General features: G+C 37.3%; 16 protein-coding genes. All 16 read left to right on the top strand.

The genetic code is table 11. The annotated features are described in order from the left end of the window. Window positions 1-3: 3 nt before the first annotated feature. The 16 genes from infB to E2636_RS09965 all read left to right on the top strand — a co-directional run bounded on the left by infB (window position 4) and on the right by E2636_RS09965 (window position 18,972). A complete protein-coding gene (gene infB, locus E2636_RS10040; protein WP_134210074.1) occupies window positions 4-2,640 on the top strand; it encodes a translation initiation factor IF-2 in 2,637 nt (878 codons plus the stop codon). Then, window positions 2,637-2,915, top strand: a complete 279-nt coding sequence (locus tag E2636_RS10035; RefSeq protein ID WP_017380869.1) for a DUF503 domain-containing protein — start codon at window positions 2,637-2,639, stop codon at window positions 2,913-2,915. The genes infB and E2636_RS10035 overlap by 4 nt, the downstream gene beginning before the upstream one ends. A 22-nt stretch (window positions 2,916-2,937) precedes the next feature. Beyond that, window positions 2,938-3,348, top strand: a complete 411-nt coding sequence (rbfA, locus tag E2636_RS10030; protein WP_134210073.1) for a 30S ribosome-binding factor RbfA — start codon at window positions 2,938-2,940, stop codon at window positions 3,346-3,348. 85 nt (window positions 3,349-3,433) lie between these two features. Beyond that, on the top strand, window positions 3,434-4,366 hold the full coding sequence (truB, locus tag E2636_RS10025; RefSeq protein ID WP_134210072.1) for a tRNA pseudouridine(55) synthase TruB: 933 nt from the start codon (window positions 3,434-3,436) through the stop codon (window positions 4,364-4,366). Further along, window positions 4,363-5,313 carry a riboflavin biosynthesis protein RibF gene (gene ribF, locus E2636_RS10020; protein ID WP_134210071.1) on the top strand — a complete coding sequence of 317 codons (951 nt, stop codon included), beginning with the start codon at window positions 4,363-4,365 and terminating at the stop codon, window positions 5,311-5,313. Before truB ends, ribF begins: the two co-directional genes overlap by 4 nt. Before the next feature lie 133 nt (window positions 5,314-5,446). Continuing rightward, complete coding sequence (gene rpsO / locus E2636_RS10015) at window positions 5,447-5,716, top strand: 30S ribosomal protein S15 (protein WP_134210070.1); 270 nt, start codon at window positions 5,447-5,449, stop codon at window positions 5,714-5,716. 185 nt (window positions 5,717-5,901) lie between these two features. Further along, window positions 5,902-8,019 (top strand): polyribonucleotide nucleotidyltransferase, encoded by a 2,118-nt coding sequence (gene pnp / locus E2636_RS10010; RefSeq protein WP_134210069.1) that lies wholly within the window; start codon window positions 5,902-5,904, stop codon window positions 8,017-8,019. Between the two features lie 100 nt (window positions 8,020-8,119). Continuing rightward, window positions 8,120-9,358: a M16 family metallopeptidase gene (locus E2636_RS10005; RefSeq protein ID WP_134210068.1), complete on the top strand. Its 1,239-nt coding sequence runs from the start codon at window positions 8,120-8,122 to the stop codon at window positions 9,356-9,358. 852 nt (window positions 9,359-10,210) lie between these two features. Beyond that, window positions 10,211-10,480, top strand: a complete 270-nt coding sequence (locus E2636_RS10000; protein WP_134210067.1) for a YlmC/YmxH family sporulation protein — start codon at window positions 10,211-10,213, stop codon at window positions 10,478-10,480. Window positions 10,481-10,539: 59 nt separating this feature from the next. Further along, window positions 10,540-11,322 carry a hypothetical protein gene (locus E2636_RS09995; protein ID WP_243840615.1) on the top strand — a complete coding sequence of 261 codons (783 nt, stop codon included), beginning with the start codon at window positions 10,540-10,542 and terminating at the stop codon, window positions 11,320-11,322. Then, the gene (locus E2636_RS09990) at window positions 11,289-11,882 is read left to right on the top strand and encodes a dipicolinate synthase subunit B (protein ID WP_017380878.1); all 594 of its coding nucleotides are present in this window, start codon (window positions 11,289-11,291) and stop codon (window positions 11,880-11,882) included. Before E2636_RS09995 ends, E2636_RS09990 begins: the two co-directional genes overlap by 34 nt. Window positions 11,883-11,961: 79 nt before the next feature. After that, complete coding sequence (locus E2636_RS09985) at window positions 11,962-13,002, top strand: aspartate-semialdehyde dehydrogenase (protein ID WP_134210065.1); 1,041 nt, start codon at window positions 11,962-11,964, stop codon at window positions 13,000-13,002. A gap of 14 nt (window positions 13,003-13,016) precedes the next feature. Next, window positions 13,017-13,910, top strand: coding sequence for a 4-hydroxy-tetrahydrodipicolinate synthase (gene dapA / locus E2636_RS09980; RefSeq protein ID WP_134210064.1), 894 nt, complete (start codon window positions 13,017-13,019; stop codon window positions 13,908-13,910). Window positions 13,911-14,022: 112 nt separating this feature from the next. Continuing rightward, complete coding sequence (locus E2636_RS09975) at window positions 14,023-15,690, top strand: ribonuclease J (RefSeq protein ID WP_134210063.1); 1,668 nt, start codon at window positions 14,023-14,025, stop codon at window positions 15,688-15,690. Window positions 15,691-15,796: 106 nt separating this feature from the next. Next, entirely contained in the window at window positions 15,797-18,085 is a 2,289-nt protein-coding gene (locus E2636_RS09970; protein WP_208324063.1) for a DNA translocase FtsK, read from the top strand. 158 nt (window positions 18,086-18,243) lie between these two features. Continuing rightward, window positions 18,244-18,972, top strand: coding sequence for a GntR family transcriptional regulator (locus tag E2636_RS09965; RefSeq protein WP_134210062.1), 729 nt, complete (start codon window positions 18,244-18,246; stop codon window positions 18,970-18,972). Window positions 18,973-18,984 lie beyond the last annotated feature (12 nt).

Below are 18,984 nucleotides of genomic sequence, written 5' to 3'. Positions count from 1 at the left end.
CTAATGACCAAATTACGGGTTCATGAATATGCAAAACAAATTAATAAGACAAGTAAAGAAGTTATTGATCAATTAACTAAACTAGAAGTAAATGTAACTAATCATATGTCGACATTAGAAGGAGACGCTGTTTCTAAATTAGACTCTGTCTATAAAAAAACAACAACGACTTCAACTCAAAAACCGGCATCTCAAGGTAACAATGTTACACAAGGTACTCGTCCGCAAAGTACTGGCTATCAAGGTAACAAACCACAAGGTACTCGTCCACAAGGTAGTGGCTATCAAGGTAACAAGCCACAAGGAGATCGTCCTGGGTACCAAGGTAACAAGCCACAAGGAGATCGTCCACAGGGTAGTGGGTATCAGGGCAATCGTCCTCAAGGGCAAGGAACTGGATATCAAGGTAACAAACCACAAGGAGATCGTCCGCAAGGTAGTGGCTATCAAGGTAACAAGCCACAAGGAGATCGTCCACAAGGCAGTGGCTATCAAGGTAACAAGCCACAAGGAGATCGTCCACAAGGCGGTGGGTATCAAGGTAACCGTCCTCAAGGTAGCAGTTCTCAAGCCAACCGTCCGCAAACAACTGGTCCAAAACCACCAGTAGGTCAAAGTCGTGGTGTAACGAGTACTAGTACTCCATCACGTGATAAGCAAAAACCTGTGACAACAACTTCAGGTGAAGGTCGCAAGCAAGAACAAGGCGCACAGACGAAAGAAAAGAACTTTGGTCCAAATCGTGCTCCGGGGTCATCATTCCGTCCAGGTGGTGGAGGAAATCACCGTCCAGGAACTGGTAACCGGGCTGGTGGAAGAAACAAAGGGAAACAAAATCGTCAACCAGTTGCACCGCCAGTGCCGAAAAAAGAAAAAGAATTACCAGAGAAAATCACTTTCTATGAATCATTATCAGTTGGCGAACTAGCGAAAAAGTTAGGTAGAGAACCTTCTGAAATTATTAAAAAGTTATTCTTGCTTGGTGTTATGGCAACAATTAACCAAGAATTAGATAAAGATGCAATTGAATTAATTTGTACAGATTATGGTGTTGAAGTTGAAGAAGAAATTCGTGTTGATATTTCGGATTTAGAAGGATATTTCGAAGCTGAACAAGAAGTACAAGGTGTTCAAAAAGAACGTCCACCTGTTGTAACCATTATGGGTCACGTTGACCATGGTAAAACAACTCTTCTAGACTCTATTCGTCATACGAAAGTAACTGCTGGCGAAGCTGGTGGTATTACACAACATATTGGAGCTTACCAAGTTGTGGAAAACGGCAAGAAAATCACGTTCTTAGATACACCTGGTCACGCAGCATTTACAACAATGCGTGCTCGTGGAGCTAAAGTAACTGATATTACGATTTTGGTAGTCGCAGCAGATGATGGTGTTATGCCTCAAACAGTTGAAGCGATTAACCATGCAAAAGCCGCAGAAGTGCCAATTATTGTAGCAGTGAATAAAATGGATAAGCAAGGTGCTAATCCTGAACGAGTGATGCAAGAATTAACTGAACACGGATTAGTTTCTGAAGAATGGGGAGGAGAAACAATTTTCGCTCCTATCTCAGCACTAAAAGGTGACGGTATTGATAACTTGTTAGAAATGATTCTATTAGTTTCAGAAGTAGCTGAGCTAAAAGCAGACTCTAGTCGTCGTGCAATAGGGACAGTGATTGAAGCTCAACTTGATAAAGGACGTGGCTCAGTTGCTACACTTCTAATACAAGACGGAACACTTAAAGTTGGAGATCCAATTGTAGTTGGTCATACTTATGGTCGAGTACGTGCGATGGTCAACGATTTAGGACGTCGCGTTAAAGAAGCAGGTCCAAGTACACCTGTTGAAATTACTGGTTTAAATGATGTACCACAAGCTGGAGATCGTTTTGTAGTCTTTGCTGATGAGAAAACGGCTCGTCAAGTAGGGGAATCACGTGCATCTACCGCAATACAAGCACAACGTTCAGAAAAAACTCGTGTAACTCTTGATAACTTATTTGACCAAATGAAACAAGGTGAAATGAAAGAGTTAAACCTTATTGTTAAAGCTGACGTTCAAGGTGCTGTAGAAGCTATGGCCGCTTCTCTAATGAAACTTGAAGTTGCAGGCGTAAATGTACGAATTATTCACACTGGTGCTGGTGCGATTACAGAATCTGACATTTCACTTGCAGCTGCTTCAAATGCAATTGTTATTGGATTTAATGTACGACCAGATATCAATGCAAAACGTGCAGCAGAAGCTGAAGGCGTAGACATTCGTTTACACCGCATTATATATAAAGTAATTGAAGAAATTGAAGCTGCAATGACTGGCTTACTTGATCCTGAGTTCCAAGAAAAAATCATTGGTCAAGCTGAAGTACGTGAAACATTTAAAGTTACGAAAATCGGAACAATTGCCGGAAGTTATGTAATTGAAGGTAAAATTGCCCGAGATAGTGGCGTACGTGTCATTCGTGACAGCATTGTCGTATTTGAAGGTGAATTAGATTCACTTAAACGTTTCAAAGATGATGCAAAAGAAGTTGCAAAAGGGTATGAATGTGGGATAACTGTGAAAAACTATCATGATGTCAAAGAAGGCGACATTATTGAATCGTTCGTAATGGAAGAGATCAAACGCAAATGATTTCGTATGCGGAGTGTGAATTCATCATTCCGACGTCCCATTCGTTAAAAGAGAAGCGCGCTGTACTACAGCGTATGCTTACTCGAACGAAGCAAAAGTTTAACATATCGATTTCTGAAATAGACCATCAAGATAAATGGCAAAGGACGCGTATTGCGATTGTCTGTGTAGCTTCTTCAAGCGATGCAAGCGACCGTGAACTCACCCACGCAATTAATTACTTGGAGTCTAATCCAGAGTGGGAAAGAACGGAAACTATCCGTGAACATTTATAGATAGAACAGAGGTGAAGCCATCATGGCGAATCGCTCAAATCGAGTAGCAGAACAAATGAAAAAAGAATTAGGCGAAATAATCGCTCGTAAACTAAAAGACCCGCGTATTGGGTTTGTCACAGTAACAGATGTAGAAGTTACTGGTGATTTACAACAAGCAACTGTCTTTATTACCGTTCTCGGTGACGATAAAAAACGTCGCGAAACGTTAAAAGGTTTAGTGCAAGCTAAAGGATTTATCCGTACCGAAATCGGTCAAAGAATTAGATTACGTAAGACACCAGAACTTATGTTTGAACTTGACAAGTCTTTCGATTACGGGAATAAGATCGATAACCTACTTAAACAAATCAAAACTGAAGAAGTTGAGGTTGAAGAAATCGAAACTGATTTAGTGGAGATTGAAGAAATCAAAAATGAAGAAATTAAATAACCAAAAGAAGTCTGCGAAACTTAGTTTTAGCAGGCTTCTTTACTATTTACAAACTACATAATACTCATTAAAGGAGTTGGAACGAATGCAAAATGGCATTCTTCCGCTATGGAAAGAAAAAGGGATGACATCCCACGATTGCGTCTTTAAACTACGTAAAATTTTAAAAATGAAACGCATCGGCCATACAGGAACTCTTGATCCAAGTGTGGAAGGGGTTCTACCTATTTGTTTAGGAGAATCTACAAAAGTAGCGGAGTATCTTACAAATGCAGGTAAAATTTATGAAGCTGAAGTGACGATTGGTGCATCTACTACAACTGAAGATGCAGATGGAGATGTAGTAGAATCAAATGATTCGCACAAACATTTCACTCCACAGGATATTCTGTCTGCTTTAACAGCCTTGACTGGTACAATAGAACAAACTCCTCCAATGTACTCAGCTGTTAAGGTAAATGGGAAAAAACTTTATGAATATGCACGAGCTGGAGTTTCGGTTGAACGACCAACAAGGCAAGTGAAAATTTATGAACTAACACTTTTAAGTGAAGAAGACTCATATTCAGGGAAACATGTTTCATTTAGAATTCGCGTCTCGTGTAGCAAAGGAACATATATTCGAACACTTGCTGTTCAGATTGGTGAAAAGCTAGGGTATCCTGCTCATATGTCGAATTTAGTGCGAACGAATTCTGGAACATTTACAGCTACTGATTGTCTGACATTAAAACAAGTTCAAGATCTCGTTGACAACGAATTATTAACTGATAAATTATATGATTTAGATTATGCAATGCAAGATATGCCGAAATTTGAAGTGCCTAGTAATTTAGAAAAAGCCATTAAAAATGGACAAGTATTAGATGCGATTGAGGCACTTAATGATCATCAGCGAATCGTTTATACGGTAGATGCTCAAGCAGTTGCTGTGTATATTAAACATCCTTCAAAAGAAGGAAAGATGAAGCCTGAAAAAATGTTTAATCGATTAGGTAAAGAAGGAGATGCCAAATGAACATTGTACACTTATCATACCCACGTCATATAAGTGATTCCATAATTTCTGGTCCTTTTTCTTTAGCAATCGGCTTTTTTGACGGAGTTCACTTAGGTCATCGAGAAGTTATTGATCATGCTAATAAAGAAGCTCTAGAACAAGGATTGAAATTAGCAGTAATGACATTTGACCCACACCCTTCGATTGTTCTTGGCAAGCGCAACGAAAAAGTGTTTTATATTACTCCACTTGACCAAAAATTAGAATTGCTTGAGTCCATGGGAGTAGATACAACATTCGTAGTTCGCTTTACGTCTGATTTCGCGCAATTAACGCCTGAACAATTCGTTGAAACGTTCATTCATCAATTAAATGTTACCCATGTAACGGCGGGATTTGATTTCACTTTTGGTGCTTTTGGAAGTGGGGATATGAACGTGATGAAACAATTAGCCAAAAACCAATTTAATGTTTCAGTCGTTGAGAAAAAGTCAGATGACAGTATAAAAATCAGTTCGACACGTATCCGACATGCATTAACTGAAGGGGACATGGAAAAAGTTCATGAATTACTCGGTAGACCTTTTCAAATACCAGGTATAGTCGTTCATGGAGACAAGAGAGGTCGCCAAATAGGTTTTCCAACAGCGAATATTCAAGCAAAAGAAGGATCTTTCATTCCGGCAACTGGTGTATATTCTGTTAGGATGTTAGTGCAAGATGAATGGTTTGATGGCGTTTGCAATGTGGGGTATAAACCTACTTTTAAATCACCTGATGAAAAAAAATTAACGATTGAAGTACATTTGTTTAATTTTGATAGAAATATTTATGGCGAAGAGGTCAATGTTGATTGGTATCACCATATTCGAAATGAACGTAAATTTGATGGAATTGATTCGTTAAAACAACAAATTAATAAAGATAAAAAAACGGCTATTTCGTTTCTTCAAAAGTTAAATTAAGAGTTGCAGAATTGTATGAAATGTGATAATATTCATAGGTGCATAGAGATATGCTAAACCGTTGCTCGGCAATACGAATCACCAACGTTTGCTCGGTAATTGGGGATATTATGAGAATTGGAGGTGAACCAGAATGGCAATTACACAAGAACGCAAAAATGAACTAATCGCTGAGTATCGTACTCATGAAAGCGACACTGGTTCCGCAGACATTCAGATCGCAGTATTAACAGAAGACATTAACAATTTGAATGGTCATTTACGTACACACAAGAAAGACCACCACTCACGTCGCGGTCTATTCAAAATGGTTGGACGTCGTCGTAACTTGTTAAAATACTTACGTGAAAACGAAGTATCACGTTACCGCGCATTGATCGCTAAACTTGGTTTACGTCGATAAAATGTACTTTACTGAAAGCGGGATACGTCCCGCTTTTTCTTTATGTTCGAAAAAAATTTCCTATTAATAATCCACTCATACTGTCACTATAAAAGATTTCGCATAATAATTGCTTTTTTGATACACTACTAATGATACATACAACTAAATTTTACAATATTTTTAGTGTGGGAGGAGTTCAATCAATGAACAAAAAACAAATTTTTAATTTCGAATGGGCAGGTCGTCCATTACAAGTAGAAATAGGCAAGTTTGCTAAACAAGCAAATGGTGCTGTGATGGTACGTTATGGCGATTCCACCGTTCTTGCAACAGCAACAGCTTCTAAACATCCAAAACCACTTGACTTCTTCCCACTTACTTGCAATTATGAAGAGCGTCTTTACGCTGCAGGAAAAATTCCAGGTGGATTTATTAAACGAGAAGGCCGTCCATCAGAAAATGCGATTTTAACAAGTCGCTTGATTGACAGAACTCTACGCCCATTATTCCCAGACGGTTTCCGTAATGAAGTCCAAGTTATTTCAATTGTCATGTCAGTTGACCAAGATTGCACATCAGAAATGGCTGCAATGTTCGGTTCATCTTTAGCTTTAATGATTTCTGATATTCCTTTTGGAGGACCAATTGCTGGTGTTCAAGTCGGTTTAATTGACGATAAATTCGTGATTAATCCAACTCAAGCTCAAATGGAACAAAGCACAATTGATTTAATCGTATCGGGAACAAAAGATGCAGTCAACATGGTGGAAGCTGGTGCTTTAGAAATTCCAGAAGAAATTATGTTAGAAGCCATTATGTTCGGTCACGCAGAAGTTATTAAATTGGTTGAATTACAAGAAGAAATTGCAGCTCTTTTAGGCAAAGAAAAATTAGATATTAAATTGTACGAACTTGATGCTGAACTTTCTGCTGAAATTAGCTCAATGTGCGAATCAAAACTAATTAACGCAATTCAAGTGCAAGAAAAACATGCACGTGAAAAAGCAATCAACGAAGTTAAAGATGAAGTAATAGCAATATTTGTAGAACGAGAAGTAGATAATGCAGAACTTAAACAAGTTCGAGAAATTCTTGATAAAATGGTAAAAGAAGAAGTTCGTCGTTTAATAACTGAAGATAAAATCCGTCCAGATGGTCGTAAATTAGACGAAATTCGTCCACTTTCATCTGAAACAGGTATTTTACCTCGCACACATGGATCTGGTTTGTTTACACGTGGACAAACTCAAGCTCTAAGTATTGCAACTTTAGGTGCATTAGGCGATGTTCAAATTATTGATGGTTTAGGAATTGAAGAATCAAAACGTTTTATGCATCATTACAACTTCCCGCAATTTAGTGTTGGGGAAACAGGTCCAATGCGTGGACCTGGCCGCCGTGAAATCGGTCATGGTGCTTTAGGAGAACGAGCGTTAAAAGCAGTGCTTCCTGACGAAAAAGAATTTCCATATACAATACGTTTAGTTTCAGAAGTTCTTGAATCTAACGGTTCTACGTCTCAAGCAAGTATTTGTGCATCAACTCTAGCGATGATGGATGCAGGTGTACCTATAAAAGCGCCAGTAGCTGGTATTGCTATGGGTCTAATTAAGCGCGGTAATGATTATTCAGTACTTTCAGACATCCAAGGAATGGAAGATCACTTAGGAGATATGGACTTTAAAGTAGCAGGAACTGCAAAAGGTGTAACTGCACTTCAAATGGATATTAAAATCGACGGATTATCACGTAGCATATTAGAAGAAGCATTAACACAAGCTAAAATTGGAAGAATGCATATACTAGAAAGTATGATCGCAACTATTTCTGAACCACGCGAGAAACTATCTAAATACGCTCCTAAAATTGTCAAAGTGAAAATCAATCCTGATAAGATTCGCGATGTAATTGGACCAGGCGGAAAACAAATCAATAAAATTATTGATGAAACTGGCGTTAAAATTGATACAGAGCAAGATGGATCAATTTATATTTCTTCTATTGATGAAGCGATGATTGCACGAGCAAAAGAAATTATTGAAAATATTGTACGAGTTGCTGTAGTTGGAGAATACTTTATGGGTAAAGTGAAACGCATTGAGAAATTTGGTGCTTTTGTAGAAATTTTCACTGGTAAAGATGGCCTTCTTCATATTTCTGAAATTCAAGAAGAACGTACAAAATCAGTTGAAGATGTTCTGAAACTTGATGACGAATTAAAAGTTAAGGTTATCGAAATTGATAATCAAGGCAGAGTGAACTTATCACGTAAAATTGTTGTTAAAGAAGAAAAAGAAGCAGCTGAATTAGAACAAGCCTAATAAATAGAAATAATAAGTAATAAATTATAAATAAAGAAAAAAGGTTGCCAACTGATGTATGGCAATCTTTTTTTTCGAGAGTATGGGGGATTAAGTTACTGTGCTACAAAAAAGAACAAGTCAAAATGGTGTGCGTATAGTATTTGAACATATTCCACATGTTAGATCAGTCGCTGTTGGTGTATGGGTTGATGTTGGATCGAGACACGAAAAACCTGAAGAAAATGGCTTAACTCATTTTATTGAACATATGCTTTTTAAAGGTACAGCGACACGCACAGCTCGTCAAATTGCTGAAGAGTTTGATCGCATTGGCGGATATGTGAACGCATTTACCTCAAAAGAACAAACATGTTATTATGCAAAGGTATTAGATCATCATGCTAAGCATGCGATTTCGGTATTAGCAGATATGTTTTTCCACTCGGAGTTTGATGAACTGGAAATTGATAAAGAACGTCAAGTCGTGGTAGAGGAAATATTAATGGTTGAGGATACGCCAGACGATGATGTCCATGAGCAATTATGGAATGTAATGTATCCGAACCAATCAATAGGTGCATCTATTTTAGGGACAAAATCATCGCTTGAAACGTTTGACAAAGATTCAATTCACCAATTTATGGATCACCACTATCGACCTGAACATATAGTTATCTCTGTTGCAGGAAATATTCAAGAAGGCTATATTGACTACATTGATTCATTATTCGGACAATTTAAACCAAGCTCTAAACTATCTGAGAGAGATTCTATGTCTATTCCGATTTTCAGTCCAGGTGAGTCACTTAAGTCACGTGAAACAGAACAAGGTCATATTTGTCTTGGTTATCCAGGGTTGGGTGTTAAAGATAAGCATATATATGATTTAGTTGTAATGAATAATATATTAGGCGGCAATATGTCGTCTCGTTTATTCCAAGAAGTACGTGAAGAAAAGGCATTAGCCTATTCAATATATTCGTATCATTCTTCTTCTGAAGATTCTGGATCAGTTGAAATTTATGGGGGTACATCGAACAATCAATTACAGAAACTGCAAGATACCATTTTTGAAACCATTCAAAAAGTGGTGGACGAAGGTGTAACAGATACAGAAGTAAACAATGCGAAAGAGCAATTAAAAGGCAATCTAATGCTCGGATTAGAAAGTACAAATGCCCGAATGAGTCGCAATGGCAAAAATGAATTAATTTTCAAAAAACATAAAACGTACGATGAAGTGTTGCAGTCAATTGATGAAGTACACATTCATCAAGTACAAAAGTTAGTGACAGAAATATTTGCTAATAAACCTGCAGTCTCAATCATTACGCCAAAAAAAGACAATCCACTGTGATTGTCTTTTTTTTGAATAGAATACTGTAGTCGCTATGCTGCATAATTCCTAACTACTTAATAGTTACTACAATCGTCGCTCCTCTAAAACAAGTTAATCTGAACGATTCAAGAAAAAATAATAGAAAGTAATAGGATAAGGCGGGAAAAGAAGAAATCCAAAAAGTAACATACAAATCGACAAAGATGACATACCTTTTTTTGAATTTATTCAGGTAATATACCATTAGATAATCTAATAATAATCCAATTCAATAACAGCAGTCAGTTCAATGTGCGATTTATTTCTAAAAGCCTTTTCTTTTCAATAAAAGACATGAAAGAGACAAAAGCTCCAATAAAGAGTGCTGTGTTAAGAAAATAGATGTGTCTATATATTCAGCAGGAGCAATCTTCACAAGATGGCCGATAGGATACATAAAGGCAAGAGATAAATAGAATACTTTAAAGGTATTTTATACCGCATAATTTATCTTCCTATTATGAATATCTTTTTCTTCTGTAAGAGACATTCGCTGTTGTTGAGACAAATGAGATTAATCTAATTGTAATACTATTTTCTATAAATTTGTAATAACCAATACCGTTAAAACTTAGAGTAGTTAATTTTAAATCAGTTTGACCAATTATATCTGTACTGGCTATAGCCCCTTTTGCATCAGTACGATGACTTTTAACAGAAATACTGACGGGATGACCGCACCTGCGTCTCACACCCTTCAATTGAAAATAACTTTTCGATTCAGCAGATTCACATCGGAGTCGCCCTAAATTATCCTACTTCACTTTTCTTGTGAACATGTGATTCTTTCTTTGCATATATTTAAGGAGATGAACATGGAGGAGGAGTCATATGTTGCTTTCAGAAATGGCAGTGAAAGAATTAATTCAAATTGAAGATGGCAAGCGATTTGGGTTACTTGCAGATACTGAATTACTTTTTGAACCAATCAGTGGGAAAATTATTGGATTTCTAATACTAAAAGAACTAGGAAACAGACCATTTAAAACAAAATCAGTAAACCAAAACATGTATATCGCTTGGGAAGATATCACACTTATTGGTGAAGATCGTATTCTCTTTACAAAAACATCTCACCTGCATTCGGAAAAATCACTATGACGGTGCTTAAGTGGTGCATTATTGGAACTGATCCTCGCATGGAAAAGCTCTCAATTTTATTGGAACAATTAAATGTCCATGTGTTATTTTTAAAAACAAAAGCTTGGAGTTATCAAGTAGAGCGAGATTTATTATCATTTCAACCAGATATCTTGGTGCTTCCAATTCAACCGCTTGAAATTGTAACGGATTCGGTTGGATTAGAATTTTTTAAAACTGTAAAAAAATGTTTTATAGGAAAACTATCACCAGAATGGACACGCTTTTTTGAAGCAAGCGAGCTCGATGTTGAACCATATCTTGAGGATGAACAATTTATTTGGTTAAATGCAAAGTTAACTGCAGAAGGTTTTATTGCAGCATATTATTTAGAAGAACATGAAATGGTTGCTGGTAAACAATTCATGATTTCAGGTTTCGGACGCGTCGCAAAATTGCTTGCAACACAGCTAAAGCGAATGGATGCTCATCCGCTAATTGTTGTCCGATCTTCGGTTCAATTAGCAGAAGCACAGGCGATGGGATATGAAACGAGAAAATTGGAGTATGGAATCACATGTGATCAGTCAATTTTCATTAATACAATACCTGCTAAATGGTTAACGCAAGGCTATCATTCGTTATTAACAACATGCCAACGATTTTATGATATTGCGTCCTCACCAGGTTGTTTAGCTTTGGAAGGGGACTATTCACATAAATATAAACTTTATACATCTTTACCAGGACAGTTTTTAAAAGAGGACGCTGCAAAGTTACTTTTTAAATGTGTGACTGAGTCAGCAAAAAATGTAGAAGGAGGAACGGTGTGTTACAAGGCAAACGAATTGGACTTGGGATAACTGCATCACATTGTACGTATGAGGAAGTGGTGCCGAAAATCACTGTTTTAAGAGAACAAGGAGCAGTAGTTGTGCCAATTGTGTCACATTCAGTTTTGGTAGCTGCTACAAGATTTGGCACTGGAGAAGAATGGGTACGGAAAATCGAAGAAGCTGCTGGCGCAAAAGTAATATCAACAATTGCAGAAGCAGAGCCTCTGGGACCGAAAGCGCCTGTTGATTGTATGGTGATAGCGCCGATGACTGGAAATTCTATTAGTCGGTTTGCCAATGCAGCAACTGATTCACCTGTTTTGATGGCAGCGAAAGCAACGATTAGAAATGGGCGACCCGTCGTCATTGGCATTTCAACGAACGATGCACTTGGATTAAACGGGGTCAACGTGATGCGGTTATTAAATGCTAAACACATTTATTTCATCCCATTTGGTCAAGATGATCCCTATAAAAAACCAAACTCTCTTATCTCCGACTTTAACTTGATTGTACCTACGATTGTTCAAGCCATTGCACACCAACAACTTCAACCCCTATTAATCCAACACAAACAATCGGATTAATTTTCATGCACATTACCGCAAGATTATGATACAATAACCGACAATATAACCAATTAGTTGGCTAGAGGGAGTGAGTGTCATGTCTAAAAGTTACACAGTCGCTGTTGTCGGTGCAACCGGTGCAGTAGGCGAAAAAATGATGGAACAACTAGAGAAACGAAAGTTCCCAATTCAACATATAAAATTTTTAGCATCCAAACGTTCAGCAGGAAAATCTATTGTATTCAAAGGGCAGTCATACACCATTGAAGAAGCCACGCCTGAAGCCTTTAATGGCGTTGATATTGCTCTATTTAGTGCAGGTGGTTCAGTTTCTAAAGAACTTGCACCAGAAGCTGTAAAGCGCGGTGCAGTGGTCATTGATAACACGAGTGCATTTCGTATGGATAAAGATATTGTGCTTGTTGTTCCAGAAGTGAATCGACAAGATCTCAAGTTACACACTGGTATTATTGCCAACCCGAATTGTTCAACGATTCAGATGGTATGTGCCTTGCAACCTATAAAAGATGCATTTGGTTTGAACAATGTCATCGTATCTACTTATCAAGCAGTATCAGGTGCTGGAGTAGTTGCAATAAATGAGTTAGAAGCACAAAGTTTAACATTTGGGAAAACAAAAATTTCAGAAGCTCAAGTTTTACCAGTTAAAGGTGCAGAAATACATTACCCGATTGCGTTTAATGTCATTCCACAAATCGATACTTTTGACGACAATGGATATACGTTAGAAGAAATGAAAATGATCAATGAAACAAAGAAAATAATGCATATGCCAAATCTTTCAGTTGCTGCTACATGTGTTCGTCTACCTGTCGTTTCAGGACACTCTGAATCTGTTTTTGTTGAGGTAGAGAAAGCAGGAGTCAGTGTATCTGATATCCGTTCTGTATTGGAATCAGCGAAAGGGATTAAAGTTCTCGATAATCCTGCAAAACAAGAATATCCAATGCCGTTATTTGCGGAAGGGCAAGATGAGGTATTTGTTGGTCGCATTCGAAAAGATTTATCAAATGATAAAGGATTTCATATATGGATTGTCGCAGACAATTTATTGAAAGGTGCAGCACTTAACTCAATTCAAATTGCAGAAGTATTGATTGAAGACGGTATTATTTAAAAGGAGAGTTGCTTATGCATATAGGTCGCGTTTCTACAGCGATGATCACACCCTTTTTACCGGATGGGTCCATTCATTTTGAAATGGTCGCAAAACTGATTGAACATTTAATTGCTACTGGGACTGATTCGGTTGTGGTTTGTGGAACGACTGGGGAATCACCTACATTAACTGATAATGAAAAAGCGGACTTAATTCGTTTTACGGTGGATTCGGTAAATAATCGTATTCCTGTAATTGCGGGTACTGGAAGTAACAGCACGAAAGCTTCGATTGACTTGACGAAAATAGCAGATGAAGCGGGTGTAAATGGTATTATGCTTGTTACCCCGTATTATAATAAACCTGATCAACGTGGTATGTTTGAACATTTTAAAGCGATAGCAAATGAAACTAAATTGCCTGTTTTACTTTATAATATTCCAGGTCGTTCTGTTGTCAATATGTTACCAGAGACAGTATTGAAGCTTAGTAAAATCTCAAATATTCAAGCTATTAAAGAGGCTGGTGGCAACTTAGAACAAATGTCAGATATTATTGCTGGTAGTCATGCTGATTTTGCAGTCTACAGTGGAGATGATGGGTTAACGTTACCTGTACTATCCATTGGAGGTGCAGGTGTTGTCTCCGTTGCTTCCCACGTGGTTGGAGCAGATATGCAAAAATTAATTCGTGCTTTTGAAGAGGGAAGACATCAAGATGCTGCTTTAATTCACCATGCATTATTACCGCTAATTCGAGCGCTCTTTGCAAAACCAAATCCAGTTCCAGTTAAATATGCATTGGGGAAATTGGGTTTAGATGTAGGTTCAGTTCGATTACCACTGGTTGATATGATAGACGAAGAAAAACAAAATTTCGATCAAGTTTGGTCACAATATAAGGAAAAACAGCAGAGCTTTAGATAAATTTTAAAAGGTCAGTAATGGACTGACCTTTTTTTGTTTGTACTGTTGTCATGCGTCCCGTATAATGAATACTAGTGGAAGTTGATCGGGTTAATTTTTAGGAGGAAAGCACGTGACAAAAACAATAAATGAAAACATTCGAATTATCCCTCTCGGTGGAGTTGGGGAAATCGGAAAAGCTATGTATGTAGTAGAGATTGATGAAGAAATATTTGTAGTAGATAGTGGACTAATGTTTCCTGAAGATGAAATGCTTGGAATTGATATAGTTATTCCGGACGTGACGTATTTAGAAGAAAATAAAGCGCGAATAAAAGGTATCTTTTTAACGCACGGACATGAAGATGCAATTGGCTCCATTTCGTATTTGCTAAATAAGATTCAAGCACCAGTATACGGCTCTCGTCTAACAATTGCCTTAGCAAAAGAGCATTTAAAAGAATTACCAGCAGCTCAACCTGTCAAATTCTTTGAAGTAACAAATAAAAGCCGTATGAACTTTAAATCAACACACGTAACATTTTTCCATACAACGCATAGTATTCCAGATTCTTTAGGAATTGTCTTCCACACTTCTGAAGGAGCAATTGTGCATACTGGTGAATTCAAATTCGACCAATCTGCAAAAGGAAGCTATCGTCCAGACATCGCCAAAATGGCAGGTCTTGGAGAAGAAGGCGTATTTATTTTAATGTCAGACTCAACTGAAGCAGAACGACCTGGCCACACAACTTCTGAATCTGTCATTGAAGAACATTTATCTGAGAATTTCCATAGTGCAAAAGGTCGTATAATTGTTTCTGTATATTCTTCAAACTTTATTCGTATTCAACAAGTGTTTGACAACGCAATTGAATCCCGTCGCAAAGTTGCATTAGTGGGTAAAACGTTGGAAAGCGTATTTGAAGTTGGTAAGCGATTAGAGTACTTAGAGATAAATGAAGAAACACTAATTCCGATTAAAGATATCGGAAATTATGCAGATGATGAAGTAATAATTATTGTTTCAGGTAATCAAGGGGAACCATTAGAAGCTCTTGATAAAATGGTTAGAAAACATCATAAAGATGTTAAATTAAAAGATACAGATACGGTATTAATTACATTCACGCCATCTCCAGGTATGGAAGTAGCTATGTTTAAAACGATGAACCACATAGCTAAAGCAGGTGCAAAGGTGTTGACTGCTAGTGAAAAAGTTCATGTATCTGGGCATGGTAGTCAAGAAGATTTAAAAATGATGTTAAACTTAATGAAACCAAAATTCTTCATCCCTATTCAAGGTGAATACCGCATGCTAATGGCTCACTCTAAACTTGCGCAAGCTACTGGATTAGAGAAAAATCAAATCTTTATTGCTGATAAAGGTGATGTTGTTGAGTATAAGAGTGGGAAAATGCGTATGAGTGGACGTGTACAAGCTGGTAACATCTTAATCGATGGAATTGGTATCGGGGATGTAGGAAACATCGTGTTGCGCGATCGTAAACTACTTTCACAAGATGGTATCTTGATCGTTGTAGTCACTTTAAACCGTGCACAAAAGAAAATTGCCTCTGGTCCGGAAATCTTATCACGCGGATTTGTTTATGTTCGTGAGTCAGAACAATTGATGGATGAGTCAGCACAACTCGTGAAGAAAATTGTTGAAAAATATGTAATTAAAGAAACATTTGAGTGGACAAATATCAAACAAGAAATTCGTGACACCTTAAATTCGTATCTATATAAACAAACGAAAAGACGTCCTATGATCATCCCGATTATTATGGAATATTAAGGTGAAAAAGCGGAAGGATTTCCTCGCCATATATATAGGCAGGAAATCCTTTTTCTTTACTCAATGAAAGAAGGTGAAAGGTATCACAGTAAAAAAGAAGAAAGTAATGACAAAAAAGAAACCCACAACCACTAAATTTCCACTTGTTTTTGAAATTATAGGCTTATTATTAATTGGACTTGGTATTATTACATTTTTTGAATTAGGTTATGTTGGATTTGGTTTGTCGTCTATCGCCCGATTTTTCTTTGGAAATTGGCATATTGCAGTACCATTTTTATGTATTGTAGTTGCACTTATCATGATGATTAAACAGGCGGTACCTGGATTGAATAACCGAATCGTTACAGGCTTTTTAAGTATATTAGCTAGTATGACAATTTTTAGTCACTTGGTATTGTTTGAACAACTATTTGAAGGTGGCGCATTAGTAAGCGACTCAGTTCTTCGTGAAACGTGGAGAATCTTAATTGAAAGTAATGGGATTGTAAGTCGTGAACAGTCTTTAGGTGGGGGTATGATAGGTGCGTTTCTATTCGCCACATTCCACGTATTATTTGATGCAGGAGGCGCCACAATAGCGGCTTGGTTATTATTAATAATTGGTTTTATTTTACTTTCAGGAATAGCACTCGTGCCATATTTAGTAAGTAAAATTCCACAATGGAAAAACAATTGGATGGCAATGAGAGCGCAAAAGAAAAAAGATAAAGCTCTTGCTTCACCCAAAATTCAAACAAGAAGTGACAAGAATAAAAAATCGCAAAACGTACCTTCTTCGGCACAACAAAAGGAAGAAGTGGCAACAATTCATCAAGAAACCGAAATTGAACATGCTTCGCCCATTATTTCCGCATTCACAGAACGTGCAGAAAGAATAGTAGAAATTAAACCTCAGCCTGAAATTAAGAAAACAGAAGAATTGAATGAAAAAGCTTTTGATAGTGTATCTGAAACAGTTTTAGAAAATAAAGACTATCAATTACCGTCTGTCACTTTATTAAATGCTCCACCGTATAGTGATCAAAGTGGGGAATATTCACTAATTCAAGCAAACGCCAAAAAATTAGAAAAGACTTTTCATAGCTTTGGTGTTAAAGCACGTGTGACACAAGTCCATCTAGGACCAGCGGTTACTAAATACGAAGTGTTGCCTGATGCAGGAGTTAAAGTAAGTAGAATTGTTAGTCTTAGTGATGATCTAGCTTTAGCACTTGCCGCACGTGATATTCGAATTGAAGCACCGATTCCCGGCAAATCTGCGATTGGCATAGAAGTACCAAATAAAGAAGTGGCTATCGTGAGTTTACGTGAAGTATTAGAAGCAAAAGAAAACAACAATGCTGAAGCGAAATTATTGATTGGTCTTGGCCGTGATATCACGGGACAAGCGGTTCTTGCTGAATTAAATAAAATGCCTCATTTACTTGTTGCTGGGTCAACTGGTAGTGGGAAGAGTGTATGTATCAATGGGATTATCGTCAGTATTATCATGCGAGCGAAACCGCACGAAGTTAAAATGATGATGATTGATCCTAAAATGGTCGAATTGAATGTCTATAATGGCATACCTCATTTATTAGCACCTGTCGTGACTGATCCGAGAAAAGCCTCTCAGGCACTCAAAAAAGTGGTTTCAGAAATGGAACGTCGTTATGATTTATTCTCACATACAGGGATGCGAAATATTGAAGGATACAATGAACACATTTTAAAATGGAATGAAGTGAATGAGGAGAAACATCCGAAGTTGCCATATATCGTTGTTATTGTGGATGAATTAGCTGACTTGATGATGGTAGCATCTAATGATGTGGAAGATTCTATTACTCGTTTAGCACAAATGGCTCGTGCAGCTGGTATTCATTTAATTATTGCTACACAACGACCAAGTGTTGATGTCATAACGGGTGTAATTAAAGCCAATATACCTTCTCGAATTGCATTTGCGGTATCTTCATCCATTGACTCAAGGACCATATTAGATATGGGTGGAGCAGAGAAGTTGCTTGGTAGAGGTGATATGCTGTTTTTAGCAGCAGGTGCTTCAAAACCTGTTCGCGTACAAGGGGCTTATTTATCTGATCAAGAAGTAGAAAAGATTGTTGATTTTGCGATTGAACAGCAAAAGGCCCAATATCAAGAAGAAATGATTCCAACAGAAATCGTAGAAGTTCCATTAGATGAACAAACAGACGATATATATGATGAAGCTGTTCAACTAGTGACCGATATGCAAACTGCTTCTGTATCTCTTTTGCAAAGAAGATTCCGTATTGGATATTCGAGAGCAGCACGTATTATTGATCAAATGGAAATGCGAGGAGTAGTCGGTGGCTATGAAGGTAGCAAACCACGACAAGTACTACAAGCAAAGCAAGATGAAATAACTTAATATGACAATATGATTACAATTAAATTAAAATTTTTACGAAACTTTTCAGAATTACACAAAAATCTATTTATTTACACAAATAAAAGTGGTATAGTATGTCTGATTAGTAGGAAAGTTTTACATCAGATGTCTGATCTCTACTCTTGGTGGTGTTTCGTATGACAATAAAAGCAGATAGTCGTCATTTGTATCTCCAAGTGATCGATCGTCTAAAAGGCGATATTGAAAAAGGTGTGTTTAAAGAGAAGGAAAAACTTCCTTCAGAATTTGAACTGGCCAAATTACTTGGAGTCAGTCGAGCAACACTTCGTGAAGCACTTAGACTGTTGGAAGAAGAAAATATCATCGTTAGACGTCATGGTGTAGGTACATTTGTTAATCCAAAACCTGTTTTTACTTCAGGTATTGAACATTTAACAAGTATATCTTCTATGATTCGTACTGCGGGAATGGAACCCGGAACTATTTATTTAAGTTCAACGGAGTCATTTCCGTCTGATGAAGATATAAAACGCTTACATTGCAATAAAGACGAGACTGTCATTACAATTGAACGTGTAAGAACAGCAAATGGTGTACCTGTTGTTTATTGTGTAGATAAAGTACCTACAAAGTATTTGCCGGCTGATTTTTTTAAAAGGCAAGAAGGTTCGATCTTTGCAGCAATTGAGGAATCCGGGGAAATCCGTGTAACTCATGCCGTTGCTATTATTGATCCAACAGGTTTCCATGAAGTAGCATCACCGATTTTAGAGTGTGGTTCTGAAACGGCGTTACTAGTTCTTAAACAATCACATTTTAATGACAAAGAGCAAGTTGTATTATATTCAAAAAACTATTTTAGGGCTGACAAATTCAGTTTCCATGTAGTGCGTAAAAGGGTGTAAAACAGTAAATTT

The sequence above is a fragment of the Paenisporosarcina antarctica genome (assembly GCF_004367585.1).
Classification (GTDB): Bacteria; Bacillota; Bacilli; order Bacillales_A; family Planococcaceae; genus Paenisporosarcina; species Paenisporosarcina antarctica.
This window is presented reverse-complemented; position numbering and strand designations above follow the sequence as displayed.